General features: G+C 68.3%; 19 protein-coding genes. 12 read left to right on the forward strand and 7 right to left on the reverse strand.

Annotated features, from left to right (window positions below; translation table 11 throughout):
- The first annotated feature begins 171 nt into the window (after positions 1-171).
- Together BPODLACK_RS13645 and BPODLACK_RS13650 are read left to right on the forward strand one after the other, a co-directional pair.
- Entirely contained in the window at positions 172-546 is a 375-nt protein-coding gene (locus tag BPODLACK_RS13645) for a nitroreductase family deazaflavin-dependent oxidoreductase (RefSeq protein ID WP_024497289.1), read from the forward strand.
- Positions 547-552: 6 nt separating this feature from the next.
- On the forward strand, positions 553-1,407 hold the full coding sequence (locus BPODLACK_RS13650; RefSeq protein WP_024497288.1) for a dienelactone hydrolase family protein: 855 nt from the start codon (positions 553-555) through the stop codon (positions 1,405-1,407).
- Here the strand turns inward: BPODLACK_RS13650 and purE are convergent.
- Both purE and BPODLACK_RS13660 read right to left on the reverse strand, forming a co-directional pair.
- Positions 1,404-1,916: a 5-(carboxyamino)imidazole ribonucleotide mutase gene (gene purE, locus BPODLACK_RS13655; protein WP_006437231.1), complete on the reverse strand. Its 513-nt coding sequence runs from the start codon at positions 1,914-1,916 to the stop codon at positions 1,404-1,406. The genes BPODLACK_RS13650 and purE overlap by 4 nt on opposite strands.
- Positions 1,913-3,172 (reverse strand): 5-(carboxyamino)imidazole ribonucleotide synthase, encoded by a 1,260-nt coding sequence (locus tag BPODLACK_RS13660; RefSeq protein WP_191834891.1) that lies wholly within the window; start codon positions 3,170-3,172, stop codon positions 1,913-1,915. Before BPODLACK_RS13660 ends, purE begins: the two co-directional genes overlap by 4 nt.
- A 129-nt stretch (positions 3,173-3,301) precedes the next feature.
- On the opposite strand from BPODLACK_RS13660, the gene BPODLACK_RS13665 reads away from it, so the two are divergent.
- Positions 3,302-3,862, forward strand: coding sequence for a GtrA family protein (locus tag BPODLACK_RS13665; protein ID WP_024497286.1), 561 nt, complete (start codon positions 3,302-3,304; stop codon positions 3,860-3,862).
- On the opposite strand, the gene BPODLACK_RS13670 is transcribed toward BPODLACK_RS13665, so the two are convergent.
- From BPODLACK_RS13670 to BPODLACK_RS13680, 3 genes are read right to left on the reverse strand one after another with little or no spacing between them, the layout of a single operon-like run.
- Entirely contained in the window at positions 3,834-5,204 is a 1,371-nt protein-coding gene (locus BPODLACK_RS13670) for a sensor histidine kinase (RefSeq protein WP_024497285.1), read from the reverse strand. The genes BPODLACK_RS13665 and BPODLACK_RS13670 overlap by 29 nt on opposite strands.
- Positions 5,205-5,242: 38 nt before the next feature.
- Positions 5,243-5,923: a response regulator transcription factor gene (locus BPODLACK_RS13675; protein ID WP_024497284.1), complete on the reverse strand. Its 681-nt coding sequence runs from the start codon at positions 5,921-5,923 to the stop codon at positions 5,243-5,245.
- Complete coding sequence (locus BPODLACK_RS13680; RefSeq protein ID WP_232513094.1) at positions 5,920-6,495, reverse strand: PH domain-containing protein; 576 nt, start codon at positions 6,493-6,495, stop codon at positions 5,920-5,922. The genes BPODLACK_RS13675 and BPODLACK_RS13680 overlap by 4 nt, the downstream gene beginning before the upstream one ends.
- 112 nt (positions 6,496-6,607) lie before the next feature.
- Here BPODLACK_RS13680 and BPODLACK_RS13685 point away from each other — a divergent pair, with 112 nt between their 5' ends.
- Positions 6,608-7,231: a hypothetical protein gene (locus BPODLACK_RS13685; protein ID WP_024497282.1), complete on the forward strand. Its 624-nt coding sequence runs from the start codon at positions 6,608-6,610 to the stop codon at positions 7,229-7,231.
- 33 nt (positions 7,232-7,264) lie between these two features.
- On the opposite strand, the gene BPODLACK_RS13690 is transcribed toward BPODLACK_RS13685, so the two are convergent.
- Positions 7,265-8,056 (reverse strand): biotin--[acetyl-CoA-carboxylase] ligase, encoded by a 792-nt coding sequence (locus BPODLACK_RS13690; protein WP_024497281.1) that lies wholly within the window; start codon positions 8,054-8,056, stop codon positions 7,265-7,267.
- 114 nt (positions 8,057-8,170) lie between these two features.
- Here BPODLACK_RS13690 and BPODLACK_RS13695 point away from each other — a divergent pair, with 114 nt between their 5' ends.
- The 3 genes from BPODLACK_RS13695 to BPODLACK_RS13705 are packed head-to-tail and all read left to right on the forward strand — an operon-like array spanning position 8,171 to position 10,745.
- A complete protein-coding gene (locus BPODLACK_RS13695) occupies positions 8,171-9,799 on the forward strand; it encodes an acyl-CoA carboxylase subunit beta (protein WP_024497280.1) in 1,629 nt (542 codons plus the stop codon).
- On the forward strand, positions 9,796-10,047 hold the full coding sequence (locus BPODLACK_RS13700) for an acyl-CoA carboxylase subunit epsilon (RefSeq protein WP_024497279.1): 252 nt from the start codon (positions 9,796-9,798) through the stop codon (positions 10,045-10,047). The genes BPODLACK_RS13695 and BPODLACK_RS13700 overlap by 4 nt, the downstream gene beginning before the upstream one ends.
- A 2-nt stretch (positions 10,048-10,049) precedes the next feature.
- The gene (locus BPODLACK_RS13705) at positions 10,050-10,745 is read left to right on the forward strand and encodes a Maf family protein (RefSeq protein ID WP_024497278.1); all 696 of its coding nucleotides are present in this window, start codon (positions 10,050-10,052) and stop codon (positions 10,743-10,745) included.
- Positions 10,746-10,777: 32 nt separating this feature from the next.
- Here BPODLACK_RS13705 and BPODLACK_RS13710 read toward each other — a convergent pair whose 3' ends face one another.
- Positions 10,778-11,503, reverse strand: coding sequence for a metalloprotease (locus BPODLACK_RS13710; protein WP_024497277.1), 726 nt, complete (start codon positions 11,501-11,503; stop codon positions 10,778-10,780).
- Here BPODLACK_RS13710 and BPODLACK_RS13715 point away from each other — a divergent pair.
- From BPODLACK_RS13715 to BPODLACK_RS13735, 5 genes are all read left to right on the forward strand, one after another.
- A complete protein-coding gene (locus BPODLACK_RS13715; RefSeq protein WP_024497276.1) occupies positions 11,502-11,819 on the forward strand; it encodes a hypothetical protein in 318 nt (105 codons plus the stop codon). The two genes, BPODLACK_RS13710 and BPODLACK_RS13715, sit on opposite strands and share 2 nt — an antisense overlap.
- Before the next feature lie 190 nt (positions 11,820-12,009).
- Complete coding sequence (locus BPODLACK_RS13720) at positions 12,010-12,906, forward strand: sulfurtransferase (RefSeq protein WP_024497275.1); 897 nt, start codon at positions 12,010-12,012, stop codon at positions 12,904-12,906.
- A gap of 13 nt (positions 12,907-12,919) precedes the next feature.
- Positions 12,920-13,369, forward strand: a complete 450-nt coding sequence (locus BPODLACK_RS13725) for a SufE family protein (protein WP_006434573.1) — start codon at positions 12,920-12,922, stop codon at positions 13,367-13,369.
- Entirely contained in the window at positions 13,366-14,913 is a 1,548-nt protein-coding gene (locus tag BPODLACK_RS13730; RefSeq protein ID WP_024497274.1) for a condensation domain-containing protein, read from the forward strand. Before BPODLACK_RS13725 ends, BPODLACK_RS13730 begins: the two co-directional genes overlap by 4 nt.
- Before the next feature lie 209 nt (positions 14,914-15,122).
- Positions 15,123-16,907, forward strand: a complete 1,785-nt coding sequence (locus tag BPODLACK_RS13735) for an acetyl/propionyl/methylcrotonyl-CoA carboxylase subunit alpha (protein ID WP_024497273.1) — start codon at positions 15,123-15,125, stop codon at positions 16,905-16,907.
- Positions 16,908-17,044: the final 137 nt, after the last annotated feature.

A 17,044-nucleotide genomic window follows, 5' to 3' on the forward strand; every position in this document is an offset into this window, starting at 1 on the left:
AATTGCCGCACGGCCCGCGTCGCAATTACCGCACGGCCCGCGGGAGCGCAGTGCACAAGAACCTGCGGGATCGCAGTTGATACGGCCCTGCGAGATCGCAGTGCGCACGACCCGCGGGAGCGCGGTGCACAAGAACCTGCGGGATCGCAGTTGATACGGCACAGTGGGGACATGCGACTGCCCAACGCACTGGCCCGTTTCAACAAGATCGTCACCAATCCGATCCAGCGGCAGTGGGCACCCCACCTGCCGCCCTTCGCGATGGTGGAGCACGTCGGCCGCAAGTCCGGAAAGACCTACTCGAATCCGGTGCTGGCCTGGGTCGATCGTGACAAACTCACGATCATCCTCACCTACGGCCGGCACACCGACTGGGTGCGCAACGTTCAGGCGGCCGGGTCCTTCGCCATCGTCCGCAAGAACGAGCGTTATCAGGTCACCGGTCCGCGCATCGTCCCGTCGGACTCCCCCGACATCGCCTCCGGCGCGAAGATCCCCGCACGGCTCTTCGAGTCGGCTCTCCTCGGCACCCTGCACAAGGCCTGAACCCCGGTGGCCGACGACCCGCTCGACGATTTCACCGCCGAGGACGTGACCCTGCGCGGCGACACCCGTCGCGTCTACCGCAAGGGCACGGGTCCTGCGGTCATCGTGATCGCCGAGATGCCCGGGATCAGTCCGAAGGTCGCCGACGTCGCGCGGCGCATCGCCGATCTGGGGGCGACCGCCGTCATGCCGTCGCTGTTCGGCGTCGACGGGCGCGATCCTCGCCCGGACAACCTCGGCCGGGTCGGCTCGATGCGGTCGATGCTGGGCACCATCGCCAAGACCTGCATCACCCGCGAATTCACCATTCTCGCAACGGGAAAGACCTCACCGGTCACGGCGTGGCTGCGCGAGCTCGCCGCCCGCGAGCACGACCGTTGCGGCGGTCCCGGGGTGGGTGCGGTCGGAATGTGTTTCACCGGCGGCTTCGCGCTCGCGATGGCCACCGACGAACGGATGCTGGCGCCGGTGCTCTCGCAGCCGTCGCTGCCGTTCGCGGTCCTCCCCGGACGCGCACGCGCGATCGACGTCGGCGAGGCCGACCTCGAGAAAGTGCAAGCACGATGCGCCCGCGGCCTGGAGGTGATTGGTCTGCGTTTCGCCGGTGATCAGCTCTCGCCGCGTTCTCGATTCGCCCGTCTCCAGGAACTTCTCGGCGACTCGTTCATCGGCATCGAACTCCCCGACGACGCCGCGAACCCGGATTCGATGTTCCCCCGGCCGCATTCGGTGCTGACCGAGGACCTCTACGACGAACCCGGACAACCCACGAGGGAAGCCTTCGACCGGGTGCTGGACTTCTTCACCGACAAACTCGGCTTGTCCCCCGCCACTCCGGGATCGCCTGCGGCAGAGGGCTAGTCGCCGAGCAGTTCCTGCTGGAGCGCGGCGTCCTTGTCGAGGACCATCTGCTCGAGGCCCTTCTGGAACGACACCATCCGTTCCTGCAGGACGGGGTCGGAGGAGGCGAGGATGCGCACGGCGAGCAGTCCGGCGTTGCGGGCGCCGCCGACCGAAACCGTCGCGACGGGCACACCGGCGGGCATCTGCACGATGGACAGCAACGAGTCGAGGCCGTCGAGGTGTCGCAGCGGCACCGGCACACCGATCACCGGCAACGGCGTCGCCGAGGCGACCATGCCCGGAAGGTGCGCTGCCCCACCGGCTCCCGCGATGATGACCTCGATGCCGTTGGCGGCGGCACCGGCCGCGTAGTCGAGCATCCGCTGCGGTGTGCGGTGTGCCGAGACGACACCCACCTGGAATGGCACGTCGAACTCGGCGAGTGCCTCCGCGGCCGCCTTCATCGTCGGCCAGTCGGAGTCGCTGCCCATGATCAGGCCGACACGAGGGCCCCTGTTCTCGGTCATGAATGCACATCCCATCCGTCGGTCCACGTCGCGTGCGACATCCACTGCGCAGCACGCTCGGCGCGCTCGCGCACCGATTCCATCGATTCACCCGGCCGGCCGACGATGTTCACGTGGCCGATCTTTCGGTCGCGCCGCTCACCCTTGCCGTAGAGGTGCACCTTGGCCTCGGGCATCCGCGCCATCAGGTGGTGCAGGCGCTCGTCCATGGACATCTCCGGTGCGCTCGGCGCGCCCAGGATGTTGGCCATCACGGTCAGCGGCGCGGTCGGCGCGGTGTTGCCGAGCGGGTAGTCGAGAACGGCGCGCAGATGCTGCTCGAACTGCGAGGTGACCGCGCCGTCCATCGTCCAGTGCCCGCTGTTGTGCGGACGCATCGCGAGTTCGTTGACGACGAGTTCGCCGTCGACGGTCTCGAACAGTTCCATCGCCATCACACCGACCACGCCGAGTTCGCCGGCGAGACGCAACGCCATCTGCTGCGCCTGCTCGGCGACGTCGTCGGAGAGATCCGGTGCGGGCGCGAGCACGACGGCGCACTGGCCGTGACGCTGGATGGTCTCCACCACCGGCCACGCCGCACCCTGCCCGAACGGGGACCGGGCGATCATGGCCGACAGTTCGCGCCGCATCGGCACCTTCTGTTCGGCCAGCAGCGCCGGCGCGTCGGACGGGTACTCGTCGAAGACCGCGAGGGCCTCGTCGGCGCCGTCGACGAGCCAGACCCCGCGACCGTCGTATCCACCGCGGACCGCCTTGATGACGATCTCCCAGTCGTTGGCCGCGCCGAACTCGGCGAGACGCGCGCGGGCGGCCGTCCGGTCGCCGGCGAGGTCGGCGAACTCCGGGACCGGCAGACCCAGCTCGGCCAGGCGAACCCGCATCGCCAGCTTGTCCTGGGCGAAGTGCAGCGCCTTCGACGGCGGGAGGACCGCCACTCCTTCGGCTTCGAGTGCCTGGAGGTGATGCAGCGGCACACCTTCGTGGTCGAAGGTCAGTGCGGCGGCACCGGCGGCGGCGCGGCGCAGGTCGTCGAGTTCGTCGTGTGAGCCGAGGACGATGTCGGCACTCACCTGCGCGGCCGGGTCCGAGTCCGACGCGGCCAGCACGCGCAGACACTGTCCGAGTGTGATCGCGGCCTGATGCGTCATCCGCGCGAGCTGTCCGCCACCGATCATCGTGACCTTCGGCATACCCGACGCCGCGCCGGCGCTACGCGCCGCTTCCGGGGTGGGTGGCGCGGAATTCGAGGTCATCGGCCCGTTCACTGGCGCTCCATCCGCCTCGCGTGGATTCACGCGAACCATCGTGGCACGTCCGCTCTGTCATCCGCACAACCGCCCGGAGAACTTCCCCGGCGCTGTTGTTTCGTACACTCGGATCTTGTGCCATTGATCGACGAGCTGATCGCTCGCCTCCCAGCGCCGGTCCGACGGCTCGTGATGCGGCACCACGAACTCATCAAGTTCGCCATGGTCGGCGGTACCACCTTCATCTTCGATCTCGCGATCTTCTACAGCCTCAGCCTCACGATCCTCGAGCCGAAGCCGGTGATCGCCAAGATCATCGCCGGGGTGCTGGCGACGATCCTCAGCTACATCCTCAACCGCGAGTGGGCCTTCAAGAACCGCGGCGGCCGTGAACGCCACCACGAGGCACTGCTGTTCTTCTTCATCAGCGGGATCGGCGTCATCCTGCAGGCCGCACCGCTGTTCGTCGGCAACAACGTCTTCGACATGCGGTCCAACCTGAGTGTGTCCGAGGTCGTCGTCGTCGACTTCGTCCTCGGCTACATCATCGGCAACCTGATGCAGATGGCCTTCCGCTTCTGGGCGCTGCGCAAATTCGCGTTCCCCGAGGAACTCCTCCGCGGTGGCGAAGCCGGGTCCACCGACCTGCACCCCTCGCTCGCCGAGCTCAACGATGAGGAACTCGGTCACGCCTGACGTCGGTGTCCGTGCCGCCGGGACCCGGGTCGTCCTGCTCGTTCGGTTCCTCGCCGTATCCGCTCGCATATCGGGCCGGGACGACGATGGCGAACACCGGGGGACGTCGGACCGTGAGTTCCAGGCGCCCGCCGTCGGCCTCGATCAACGCCCGCGCCAGCGACAGTCCGACGCCGCTGCGCCCGGCACCGGGCCGCTTCCCGGCCGAGAAACCGCGGCGGAAGATGTGCGCGGAGATCTCGTCGGCGACGCCGTCGCCCTCGTCGGCGACCGTGATGCGGACCAGATCGCCGGCCTGCAGGGTGCTCACCTCGATCCGGCACGTCCCGCGACCGTGCTGTAGCGCGTTGTCGACCAGCACACTGACTGCCTCCCGCAGGCGTCCGGACTGCGAGGTGAGCGCCTGCGGTGCACCCTCGACCACCGCGATCAGCTGCCGACCCTGCGCCTCGAAGGCGTGACGGAAGTCCTCGACGAGTGTGGCGAGCATGTCGCCGACGTCGATGAAATGTGGTTCGGGTTCGTCGGCACGCGAGGCTTCCACCAGTTCGTCGAGATCGGTGGCCAGTCGCTCCACCTGGTCGAGTGCTTCCTCGGCTTCGCTGACGACCGCCGGATCGTCGTGCAGCGCCAGCTCGTCGAGCCGCAGCTGGATGGCGGTCAGCCGGCTGCGGAGCTGATGCGACGCATCGCCGGCGATCTCGCGTTCGCGTTCGAGCCTCAGGGCCTGCGCGGTGTTGGCGTCGGCGAGCGCTCGCGACACCCGGTCGAGTTCGGCGATGCCGTACATCTTCCATTCGGTACGGAAGTCGGCACGGCCGAGAGTCGCCGCGCGGTCGGCCAGATCGGTCAGGGGGTCGACGATCCGGCCCGCCGACACCGCCGCCACCACCGAGCCGCCGATCACCGAGGCGACGACCACGAGCAGGACGACGCCGGCCGCGGTCATCTGGTCGTCCCGGACCTCGTTGCGCGGGATGGACAGGGTCAGCGTGCCGGCGGTGCCCAGACCGATGGATTCCGAGAGTCGGGGCCCATCGATGTCGGCTCCGACGACCATCCGCCGATCGACTCCCCCGAGATCCGGGTAGGTGATGGTCAGCTGGCCGTCGGGTGGCAGCAGCAGTTCGAAGGACTGCCGGTTGACGGCCTCGGACGGGATGCGACCGTCGGCCCCCTCCTGCCGGATGAGCTGGTCGGCGACGATCTTGAGCCGGTTGTCGAGAGCCTGATTCGCGTTGTCGGCCACCCACCACCAGGCCACGACGCTCAACGGGATGCCCAGCAGACAGCCGACCGCGATCAGGACAGCGGTCATCGTGGTGAGCAGGCGCCGGCGCATGGAAGCCGGTCGCATCGATGCCGGTCGCATGGAACTTCCTAGGGGTCGAACCGGAAGCCGACGCCGCGCACCGTCACGATGTGCCGCGGGCGGTTGTGGCGGTCGTCGCCGATCTTCCGGCGAAGCCACGAGATGTGCATGTCGAGGGTCTTCGACGACCGCAGATCCGCCGAACCCCAGACCTCGGTGAGGATCTCCTCACGGGTCACCACCTGACCCGCACGCTCCATGAGGAATCGCAAGAGATCGAACTCGCGGTTCGCGAGGGTGAGGTCCTCCCCGTCCACCAGGACTCGCCGCGCCCGCGCGTCGAGTCGGATCGCGCCGCCCTCGAGTACGGGCTCGCCGTCGTCGGGCTGACGCCGGCGGAGCAACGCCCGCACACGGGCGAGGAGCTCGGCGAGGCGGAACGGTTTACCCACGTAGTCGTCCGCACCGGCGTCGAGGCCGACCACGAAGTCGACCTCGTCGGTGCGCGCGGTGAGCATGAGGACCGCGAGCGCGGGACGCTGGGCGCGCACCCGCCGGCACACCTCGAGGCCGTCGAGGACCGGGAGTCCGAGGTCGAGGATGAGCAACTCGTAGCGGCTGTCGAGGGCCTTCTCGAGCGCGTCGGCCCCGGTGCTCACGACATCGCACCCGTATCCCTCGCGGGAGAGGGCCCGCGCGAGCGGTTCGGCGATCGCGGCGTCGTCCTCGGCGAGCAGCACGTTGGTCAACGCTCCCGCGCCCCTCTGCTCTCGGGACGGTCGGCGGGGCCGCCCGGGACGCCGTAGTCGTCTTCCGCGTCGTCGCCGTACATCTCGAGCACTTCGTGGTAGAGCAGCGAATGGACCTTCTCCACCTGCGGGATGTCGTCGAAGGACAGCGGTTCGTCGGAGGCCGACTCGATGACCAGCGTGCCGGTCCGGAGCATCCGGTCGATGACGCCGTGGCGGAACTCGACGGTGTTGATCCGCCGGATCGGGATGTCGATACCCGACCGGGTGAGGATTCCGTTGCGGAACATCACCCGGCGGTCGGTCAGGACGAAGTGCGTCGTCTTCCAGGACAGCAACGGCCGGACGAAATACCACACGAGGCCGAGTGCCCACACCACGCCGACGACGAGCAGCAGCACCGTCCGCGGGGTCGAGCCCAGCGACGATCCGGCGATCACGCCCGCGAGGACACCCGCGGCCGCGGTGATGATCCCGAACAACAGGAACGGACCGAGCAGACACTTCCAATGAGGGTGCCGGTGGAGAACGACACGTTCACCGGGCGCCAGGTTCTCCCGCGGGTAAGCCATGCGGCTCAGCATAATCGGGACGGCCCTGCCCGGGGCCACGCTGAGTAGACTGCGAGACACCAATACCGATCGACTGCCGGGCACGTTGGGGCGGTCGGCGAGGAGAATTGTCATGACCTACCAGGACCCGCGGGGCCCGCACCGCGATCCCGACCCACGGACCGCTCGCTACGAATCCGGGTACAACCCCGACTCGCGTGCCTACAGCCGGCAGGATCCGTATGCCGAGCCTTACCGGGATCCGTACCGCGCCGACGGCCCCGCCGCACCGGGCGGCTACGTCGAGCAGCCACGGCCGGACCGGGCGCCGCGCCGCGGACCCGACGTCAACCCGGTCACCTTCGCCGGTGGCGTGGTGATGACCGGTGTGGTCACCGGCCTCGCTGCGTGGCTGGTCGCCTGGATCATCGCGGCGTTCGTCGAGAAGGTGAACGAGTCCGGCAAACTCGGTGTCTGGAACCCGGTGGCGGCCAGCGAGATCTGGTTCGGTGTCGTGGGATTCCTGTGCGCACTCGCCGCCGGCGCGCTCTGGTATGTGCTGCAGCTCATCACGCCGGCGCCCAACCAGTTCTATCGCTGGATCGTGGGGCTGCTCCTGGTGGCGGCGGTGCTGATCCCGATCCTCACCTATCAGCAGACCTCGGTCGGCATCGAGACCGCGATCCTGCATTTCGTCATCGGTCTTCCGCCGTTGACGATCATCCCGGCGATGGGCGTCAAGAGCCTGCAGCGCTAGGCCCCGTCTGTCGCCGGCTGAGCCCCGTCGAAGTCAGACCGGCCGCAGGTGCGTGACGTCCCCGGCGGCCGCGATCACCTGACGGCCGTCGGCGTCGACGACGATCCGCCCGGACGCGTCGACGCCGGTTGCGGTCCCGATGACCTCCTCGTCGCCCGGCAGCACCAGGCGTACGCGGCGCCCGATGGTGTCACTGTCCTCCCGGTAGCGCGCCGCGAGTCCGTCGACGTCGTTCGGCCACCGGTCGAGCAGATCCGACAGTGCCCGCAGGTACGACGCCGCCAGCTCGGTGAGCGGGACGTCCTCACCGGTCGCCAACTGCAGCGAGGTGGCGGTCGGGACCGGGAGCTGGTCCTCGGACATCGTCGTGTTGAGGCCGGTGCCGATCACGGCCACCCCGCCGTCCCCGTGCCTGGTATGGGGTGAACGCGTGTACTCCGAGAGGATCCCGGCGGTCTTGCGCCCGTCGATCAGCACGTCGTTGGGCCACTTGAGACCCGGCCGCACGCCGATCGCCTCACTGATTCCCTGCACCGCGGCGAGCCCGGCCAGCAACGACAACCAGCCGAGGTGTTCGGTGTGCTCGCCGACGTCGACCGCCGCCGACATCGCCAGCTGCGTCCCGCGCGGCGCGGTCCAGGTCCTCGCGTGCCGTCCGCGACCTGCGGTCTGGTCGGTGGTCAGGCGCACCGTGCCGTCGACCGGTTCGGTCGCCGCGCGGGACACCAGATCGGCGTTGGTCGACCCGGTGGAATCGACCACCTCGATCCGGTGCCAGCGCGTGTCGGCGAGTCGGGTCCGGAGCAGGTCGGCGTCGAGGGACATGTCTGAAGAACCTAACAAATGAACAACCACCGACCGATCGCTCGGGAACCTGAGGGATATCTCACGTTGATCCGGTTGACGTGGCTCACACTCGGGTAGTTAGCATCGACAGTCATGACCACAGCTTCACGCGACGATGCCGCCGCTCCCGACATCCACACGACAGCGGGGAAGCTCGCCGATCTGCGCAATCGCCTCGAAGAGGCGAAGCACCCCGTGGGCGAGGCCGCCGTCGAGAAGACTCATGCGAAGGGCAAGCTGACCGCCCGTGAGCGGATCACCCACCTGCTCGACGAGGGCTCGTTCGTCGAACTCGACGCGCTCGCCAAGCATCGCAGCACCAACTTCGGTCTCGCCGAGCGTCGACCGGTCGGAGACGGTGTGGTCACCGGCTACGGCACGATCGACGGCCGCGAGGTCTGCGTGTTCTCGCAGGATTCCACCGTCTTCGGCGGCAGCCTGGGCGAGGTCTACGGCGAGAAGATCGTGAAGGTCATGGACCTCGCCATCAAGACCGGCCGCCCGCTGATCGGCATCAACGACGGCGCCGGCGCCCGCATCCAGGAAGGCGTGGTCTCGCTCGGCCTGTACGGCGAGATCTTCCACCGCAACGTCCGCGCCTCCGGTGTCATCCCCCAGATCTCGCTGATCATGGGTGCAGCCGCCGGCGGCCACGTGTACTCCCCGGCGCTGACCGACTTCGTGGTCATGGTCGACCAGACCAGCCAGATGTTCATCACCGGCCCGGACGTCATCAAGACCGTCACCGGTGAAGAGGTCACCCAGGAAGAACTCGGCGGCGCAAGCACCCACATGGCGAAGTCGGGCACCGCGCACTACGTCGCCTCCGACGAAGAGGACGCGCTCGAGTACGTCAAGGAACTCCTGAGCTACCTGCCGAGCAACAACCGTGCCGATGCCCCGCGTCTGCCGGTCGCGCAGCCGGCCGCCGGCTCCATCGAGGACACCCTGACTGACGAGGACCTCGAGCTCGACACGCTCATCCCGGATTCGCCGAACCAGCCGTACGACATGCACGAGGTCATCCGTCGCATCCTCGACGACGACGAGTTCCTCGAGATCCAGGCCGATTACGCGAAGAACATCGTCGTCGGTTACGGCCGCGTCGACGGCCGCAGTGTGGGCATCGTCGCCAACCAGCCCACCCAGTTCGCCGGCTGCCTCGACATCGACGCCTCGGAGAAGGCCGCCCGTTTCGTGCGCACCTGCGACGCCTTCAACATCCCGATCGTCACCCTGGTCGACGTCCCCGGCTTCCTGCCCGGCACCGACCAGGAGTACCGCGGCATCATCCGCCGCGGCGCCAAGCTGCTCTACGCCTACGGCGAGGCGACGGTCGGCAAGATCACCGTCATCACCCGTAAGGCCTACGGCGGCGCATACGACGTCATGGGCTCCAAGCACATGGGTGCCGACGTGAACCTCGCATGGCCCACGGCGCAGATCGCTGTCATGGGTGCCTCCGGCGCCGTCGGATTCGTCTACCGCAATCAGCTCAAGGAGGCCGCTGCGAAGGGCGAGGACGTCGACGCACTGCGCCTCGAGCTGCAGCAGGAGTACGAGGACACCCTCGTCAACCCGTACGTCGCCGCCGCCCGCGGTTACGTCGACGCGGTCATCCCGCCGAGCCACACCCGCGGCCAGATCGCGACCGCACTCAAGCTGCTCGAGCGCAAGATGGTCAACCTGCCGCCGAAGAAGCACGGGAACATCCCCCTGTGAGTGAGAGCCCAGCGAACGAGGCATCCGTGAACGAGAACACCGAGAAGGCAGCCGAGAAGCCGTTCCTGACCGTCGTCAACGGCAACCCGACCGATGAGGACCTCGCCGTGCTGGTGAGCGTCCTGGCCGGCGCGGGTGCCGGCGGTGGTGAGCCGGAACCGGAGATCCGCAACGACTGGGGTCGCCCGGTCGATCGACTCCGTCCCCAGTGGGGCGCACCGTCGAGTTTCACCAATCTGCGCTACTGACAGTGCCTGATTCCCAGATCGGGTCGAACACACACGAGACCGGGCCGGCCACCGCCGGCCCGGTCTTCGTGCTCGGGTCCGCCTCCCCGGCCCGACTGCGGGTCCTGCGCGCCGCCGGTGTCGAACCGGTGGTGCGCGTTTCCGACGTGGACGAGGACGCGCTGCTCGAACAGTTGCCGCCGGCCACTCCCGCCGACGCCGTCGTCGCCGAGCTGGCACGGGCGAAGGCCGAGTCGGTCGCCGCACTGCCGGAGATCGCCGGTGCGGCCGAGAACGGCGAGACGGTCGTGGTCATCGGCTGTGACTCGATGCTGCATCTCGACGACCGCCTGCTCGGCAAGCCGCACACGCCCGAACGTGCACTCGCGCAGTGGGCCGAGATGCGCGGCCGCAACGCCGACCTGCTCACCGGCCACCACCTGATCCGGCTCGATCCCGATGGCGGCTCGACCAGCGCGACCGGGACGAGTTCCACGACAATCCATTTCACCGATGCCGACGACGACGTGGTCGCTCGCTATGTGGACAGCGGCGAACCGCTACAGGTCGCTGGTGCGTTCACCCTCGACGGACTCGGCGGCTGGCTGGTCGAACGCATCGAGGGCGATCCTTCGTCGGTCATCGGGATCGGTCTGCCGCTCGTCCACCGGCTCCTGACCGAGGTCGGGTTGTCGGTCACCGACTTCTGGAAGCACTGACCACCCACACCCATTCTCACTGCCTCGAAGGGTCACCCCACCTCGAAGAACTCCGGCCAGTACCGCTGTAGGCAGTCCACCGGCTGTCCCTGACGATTGAACTGCGGTCCGGTCAGGCCGATGGTCAGCGCCCGCGCGCGTTCGGTCGCCGACCCGTGCCCCATCGCGCCGCCGGTGTCACCGATGATCGGGAGCAGGGTCGCAACCTGCAGGATCTCCTTGGCGCCCAACGCATCACGCTGGTAGGCCGTGGCCGCCCAGTTGGATGCGAGGCAGTCGGCGATCAGTTCGCTGTTCTTGCCCTGAGGCAGTCGCCGCTCCGGGATGCCGAACGCCTCGGCCATCCGGAACACCACGTTGTGTCCGTACTCGTGGGCGACGACGATCGCGGCGGTGAAGTCCCCGACGATCGGCGACGGCACCCCGAAGACGTTCCCGTCCCAGATGGCGGCGAAGGTGTCGACCGGCAGCACGATGCTGCCCTCGGTCTCCTGGCCGTCGCCGTTGGGTTCCTCGTCGACCCCGCAGAAGAAGGCGTTCGCCTCGTCGGACGGAATCCGGTTGGACGCCCCGTCCTCGTCGATGCATTCGGTGGCGAACGAGGTGCCCGACTCGATCAGGGCCCGTCCCGGTGCGGGGTCACCCCAACCGAGTTCACCGAACCATCCACCCCACGTCTGGTCGAGGTCGTCGAGCAGCGTGGTGAGGTACTTCGGTACCGCGGTGTCGACGTTGGACGAATTCACCCCGCTGGTCATGAGTTCCGCCGTCGGCGTCGCCAGCTTCGGGCAGTCGTCCGGACGGCATCCCCTGGGGTCGGCGTCGCCCGGCGTCGACGACGGGATGCTCGACCGTGTACTCGGTGTCGGCGATCCCGGTGACGAGGAGGTCGACGTCGAGGCCGACGCCGACGGCGCCGGCGCCGGGCTCGACGGGTCGTCGGAGGAGATGAGCGAACATCCACTCGTCACGGCGAGCACCAGCACCGCCAACGGAACGCTCCACCGGACCATTCGCGAGACATCCCGGCGCTCCACGCGAGCCCCACGTCGATCGATCATTGGGCGAACTTAGCAGGCAACCACCCGTTGACCTGGGGTTTGTCATCCGTCCGAAGCACGCCCTCACCAGCTGCGACAGACGGGAGCCCGTCTGCCACCGGGCAGTCGGACGCGCCCATGCCCTACCCTTTGTATCCGGGACCGGTCACGGTCCGCGCGATGTATGTCGAGACGCCCGAACGCACCAAGCTGGAGAACAGACCGTGAGTGTTGAAACCGACCCGAATCCGGCCTTCGCCGAGTACGCCCACCCCGAGCGGTTGGTGACCACCCAGTGGCTGTCGGCTCATCTCGGCGCCAAGGGCCTCAAGATCATCGAATCCGATGAGGACGTGCTGCTCTACGACATCGGCCACATCCCGACCGCGCAGAAGATCGACTGGCACCTGCACCTCAACGACCCGGTCACCCGCGACTACATCGACGGTGAACAGTTCGCAGAACTGATGCGCAGCAAGGGAATCGAGCGCGACGACACCGTCGTCATCTACGGCGACAAGAGCAACTGGTGGGCGGCGTACGCACTCTGGGTGTTCACGCTGTTCGGTCACGAGGACGTGCGCCTGCTCGACGGTGGTCGCGACGCGTGGATGGCCGAGGACCGGGACACCTCCTTCGACGTCCCCGAGTACCCGCGGTCGGACTACCCCGTCGTCGAGCGCGACGACACGAAGATCCGCGCCTTCGCCCCGCAGGTCCTCGAGGCGCTCGGCACCGAGCCGCTCGTGGATGTCCGCTCGCCGCAGGAGTACACCGGCGAGCGCACCCACATGCCCGACTACCCCGAGGAGGGCGCGCTGCGCGGCGGTCACATCCCCACCGCGGTGTCGATCCCGTGGGCCAGGGCCGCCGCTCCGGACGGCCGTTTCCGTCCCCGCGCCGAGCTCGACGAGATCTACGGCGACTTCGACAAGGGCACCCCGATGATCGCCTACTGCCGCATCGGCGAGCGTTCCAGCCACACCTGGTTCGTGCTGACCCATCTGCTTGGGCACACCAGGGTTCGCAACTACGACGGATCGTGGACCGAGTGGGGCAACGCGGTTCGCGTACCCATCGCCGTCGGCGACGAGCCGGGTGCCGCGCCCGGCCGCAAGTGAGCCCCGACCGACGATGAGCTTGCCCCCAGCCCTGGCAGAAATCGTCGAAGACTTTGCCGCACTTGGTGATTCCGACAAGATCACCTTGCTCCTGGAATTCGCCGGCGAACTCCCCGACCTCCCTGAGCATCTGCAACAGGAGGCGATGGAACCGGTACCCGAGTGCCAGTCACCGGTGTTCCTGTCCGTCGACGCCGGCGATCCGGAATCGGTACGGCTGTACTTCACCGCGCCGCGCGAGGCGCCGACGACGCGCGGATTCGCGGCGATCCTGCACCAGGGTCTCGACACCGCGTCGGCGCAGGAGATCCTCGACGTCCCGTCGGACTTCTACTACGACCTCGGTCTGGGCAGCGCGGTCAGTCTGCTCCGCCTCCGGGGTATGGCGGGCATGCTCGGCCGGATCAAGGCGCAGGTGCGCGATCAGACGGCCGGTTCCGGGTCCGACACACCCGGGGTATGAAGTTCATCCAGATCCGCGACGAGCCGATCGCACCGGGGGGTCTCGTCGAGTGGACCCCCTATGTCTCGGGCGGGTTGGGCGCCTGGCGTCCTGATCCCCGCCTGACCTCGCACAACCACGAACAGCATCTGCGTGCCGCCTTCGACTATCGGGTGCGGACCCAGCGCGAGGGTGGGCGGGAGGCCTGGCTGGGCCTGTCGATCGAGTTCGACGAACCATTGTCGATCCCGGCGATCCGCTCGGTGCTGACCCAGTGGATCGACCGTCACGAGGTCCTGCGCAGCCACGTCGTGATCAAGGGGACGGGCCTGCAGCGGCTCACCACCGACCCCGGCACCGTGAAACTCAAGATGGGACGCATCGGCTGGTTCGCCGAGCCCGGCCCCCTCGTCGAGCAGCTGGGCGGCTCCTTCGACCGTGCCACCGCGCCGCTGCACTGGCCCGCCTACCTGTTCGCGACGGTGGGACGCGCCGACTCGTTCACCCTGCTGTTCGCCGCGGACCACTCCCTGGTCGACGGCTACTCGCTGATCATGGCCCAGCAGGAGCTCGTCTCGCTGTACCGCGCGGCGCGCGAACACCGGACCGCCAACCTGCCCGCGGTCGGCAGCTACGTCGACTTCAGCGCCGAGGAACGACGCCGCGCCGACCAGACCGGCGGCGACCATCCGGCGGTGGCCCTGTGGTCGGAGTTCCTGCGCACGGGCGCCGGCGACATGCCGGCCCTGCTGCGGTCCCCGGAGGGCACCAGCGGCGGAATCGGGGACGAGGCCGATCAGGAGTACTTCGAGGAGACGACGATCCCGCAGGAGTCGCTGTGGGGCGTCGTCGCCGACGACGAGACCGCCAACCGGTTCACCGCGATCTGTTCGGAGGCCGGCGGAACGCTGACCGCGGGCATCCTCGCCGCGTTCGCGATGGTCCATCACGAGATGACCGACGACGCGGAGTTCCGCTGCGTGCTGCCCCGGCACACCCGTGACGACACGCAGTGGCTGACCGCGCTGGGGTGGTTCGTGGGCGTCGCGCCGTTCTGGATGGACATGTCCGACTCCCCGACCTTCGATCAGGCGGTCACCCGCGCCACGGCCGTCCTCAAGCGCGGTCGCCGGGGCGCCTCGCTACCCTTCCTTCGCGTGGCCGACCTGATCGGCCACCACGGTGAGCCGCGGTTCGTGATCTCGTTCATCGACACCCGGTACGCGCCGGGCGCCGGGGCGGCCGACGCCGGCCGCGCGAAGGTGATTCGCAGCCACAGCTACTCCCCGCACGAGGTCTACATCTGGATCAACCGGACCCCGTCCGGTTTGCGCTATTCGGCCCGTTTCCCGCGCGAATCCCCGCTCCGCGAACTCGGCGTCGCCGAGTCGTCGACCGACATTCCCCCCGTCGGGGCCCCGATGCCGGATGCGTCACCTTTTCCGCTCGACGCGGAGGCGAGTGACATCGACCCGACCCTCGGTCCCGTACACGCCTACCTGCACAATTTCGCCGAACTCGTACGGCGCCTCGGTGATGCGAGCACATTCTCCCGCGCGTTGTGACCCACGGCTCCACCGAACGATTGCTCGGTGGGCTACTGTATTTGCCGGAAGGTCGCGACGCCCGGACTCCCGGCGTCGTCCGCGCCCTCACCGTCCGCATCCCGGCCGGCGAAGGCTGCACCACCGTCTTGACCGTTGTCCGACAACCGTGTCGCACGCGCCACCGCGCGTCGTGAGCACCTGAGTACGAGTAAGGCCCAGGAGAACAAGTGCCCAGTACCGCAATCAGCAAGGTCCTCATCGCCAATCGAGGCGAGATCGCTGTCCGTGTGATCCGCGCAGCCCGGGATGCGGGCCTCGCGAGCGTCGCCGTGTACGCCGAGCCCGACGCGGACGCACTGTTCGTCAAACTCGCCGACGAGGCTTTCGCACTGGGCGGCCAGACCTCGGCCGAGTCGTACCTGGTCTTCGACAAGATCCTCGACGCCGCCGCCAAGTCGGGCGCCGACGCGATCCACCCCGGTTACGGCTTCCTGTCCGAGAACGCCGACTTCGCCCAGGCCGTCATCGACGCCGGGCTGATCTGGATCGGACCGTCACCCCAGTCGATCCGCGACCTCGGCGACAAGGTCACCGCCCGTCACATCGCGCTGAAGGCCGACGCACCGATGGCGCCCGGCACCAAGGACCCGGTCAAGGACGCCGACGAGGTCGTCGCCTTCGCCAAGGAGCACGGCGTGCCCGTCGCGATCAAGGCCGCCTTCGGCGGTGGCGGTCGCGGTATGAAGGTCGCCTACACCATCGAAGAGATCCCGCACCTGTTCGAGTCGGCGACGCGTGAGGCCATCGCCGCGTTCGGTCGCGGTGAGTGCTTCGTGGAGCGCTACCTGGACAAGGCCCGCCACGTCGAGGCGCAGGTCATCGCCGACCAGCACGGCAACGTCATCGTCGCCGGTACCCGCGACTGCTCGCTGCAGCGTCGTTTCCAGAAGCTCGTCGAGGAGGCCCCGGCGCCGTTCCTGACCGACGAGCAGCGCACCAAGATCCACGAGTCCGCCAAGGCCATCTGCCGCGAGGCCGGCTACTACGGCGCGGGCACCGTCGAGTTCCTGGTCGGCAACGACGGCCTGGTCTCGTTCCTCGAGGTCAACACCCGTCTGCAGGTCGAGCACCCGGTCACCGAGGAGACCGCGGGCATCGACCTCGTCCGTCAGCAGTTCCGCATCGCCAACGGCGAGAAGCTCGAGTTCACCGAGGATCCGACCCCGCGCGGCCACGCCTTCGAGTTCCGCATCAACGGCGAGGACGCCGGCCGCAACTTCCTGCCGGCCCCCGGCCCCATCTCGGTTTACAAGGAGCCCACCGGACCCGGCGTGCGCGTCGACTCCGGTGTTGTCGAGGGCGACGTCATCGGCGGCCAGTTCGACTCGATGCTGGCCAAGCTGATCGTCACCGGCGAGACCCGCGAGCAGGCGCTCGAGCGTTCGCGTCGCGCACTCGCCGAGTTCCAGGTCGAGGGCCTCGCCACGGTCATCCCGTTCCACCGCCACATCGTCTCCAACCCGGCGTTCATCGGCGACGGCGAGAAGTTCGACGTCTACACCAAGTGGATCGAGACCGATTGGGAGAACCCGATCGAGCCGTACACCGGTGGAGAGCCGATCGAGGAAGACGACGCCGCACCGCGTCAGAAGGTCGTGGTCGAGGTCGGCGGACGCCGCGTCGAGGTCTCGCTGCCGGGTGATCTCGCCCTCGGTGGCGGCGGCGGCTCGACCAACGGTGTCATCCGCAAGAAGCCGAAGGCCCGCTCGCGCAAGAAGGGCGGCGGCGCAGCCGTCTCCGGTGACGCCGTGGCCGCTCCGATGCAGGGCACCGTCGTCAAGGTCGCCGTCGAAGAGGGCCAGGAGGTCTCCGCCGGTGATCTGGTCGTCGTCCTCGAGGCGATGAAGATGGAGAACCCGGTCACCGCCCACAAGGACGGCGTGGTCACCGGTCTGGCCATCGAGGCCGGCGCCGCGGTCACCCAGGGTACCGTGCTGCTCGAGCTGAAGTAACCCACTCGCTGCCTGAGGTGCGAGGAACCACCCTCGCTGCCTGAGGTGCGAGGAACCACCCTTGCTGCCTGAGGTGCGAGGAACCACCCTTGCTGCCTGAGGTGCGAGGAGCGATAGCGACGAGCCACGAAGGCCTG

The organism is Gordonia sp. YY1, from assembly GCF_009872315.1.
Taxonomy (GTDB): Bacteria; Actinomycetota; Actinomycetes; order Mycobacteriales; family Mycobacteriaceae; genus Gordonia; species Gordonia amicalis.

Excerpts from the sequence above, each read along its gene's own strand:
- BPODLACK_RS13645 (WP_024497289.1), top strand. The coding sequence starts at position 172 with ATGCGACTGCCCAACGCACTGGCCCGTTTCAACAAGATCGTCACCAAT.
- purE (WP_006437231.1), bottom strand. The coding sequence starts at position 1,916 with ATGACCGAGAACAGGGGCCCTCGTGTCGGCCTGATCATGGGCAGCGAC.
- BPODLACK_RS13660 (WP_191834891.1), bottom strand. The coding sequence starts at position 3,172 with ATGACCTCGAATTCCGCGCCACCCACCCCGGAAGCGGCGCGTAGCGCC.
- BPODLACK_RS13670 (WP_024497285.1), bottom strand. The coding sequence starts at position 5,204 with ATGCGCCGGCGCCTGCTCACCACGATGACCGCTGTCCTGATCGCGGTC.
- BPODLACK_RS13680 (WP_232513094.1), bottom strand. The coding sequence starts at position 6,495 with ATGGCTTACCCGCGGGAGAACCTGGCGCCCGGTGAACGTGTCGTTCTC.
- BPODLACK_RS13685 (WP_024497282.1), top strand. The coding sequence starts at position 6,608 with ATGACCTACCAGGACCCGCGGGGCCCGCACCGCGATCCCGACCCACGG.
- BPODLACK_RS13690 (WP_024497281.1), bottom strand. The coding sequence starts at position 8,056 with ATGTCCCTCGACGCCGACCTGCTCCGGACCCGACTCGCCGACACGCGC.
- BPODLACK_RS13695 (WP_024497280.1), top strand. The coding sequence starts at position 8,171 with ATGACCACAGCTTCACGCGACGATGCCGCCGCTCCCGACATCCACACG.
- BPODLACK_RS13715 (WP_024497276.1), top strand. The coding sequence starts at position 11,502 with ATGAGTTCCGCCGTCGGCGTCGCCAGCTTCGGGCAGTCGTCCGGACGG.
- BPODLACK_RS13710 (WP_024497277.1), bottom strand. The coding sequence starts at position 11,503 with ATGACCAGCGGGGTGAATTCGTCCAACGTCGACACCGCGGTACCGAAG.
- BPODLACK_RS13725 (WP_006434573.1), top strand. The coding sequence starts at position 12,920 with ATGAGCTTGCCCCCAGCCCTGGCAGAAATCGTCGAAGACTTTGCCGCA.
- BPODLACK_RS13730 (WP_024497274.1), top strand. The coding sequence starts at position 13,366 with ATGAAGTTCATCCAGATCCGCGACGAGCCGATCGCACCGGGGGGTCTC.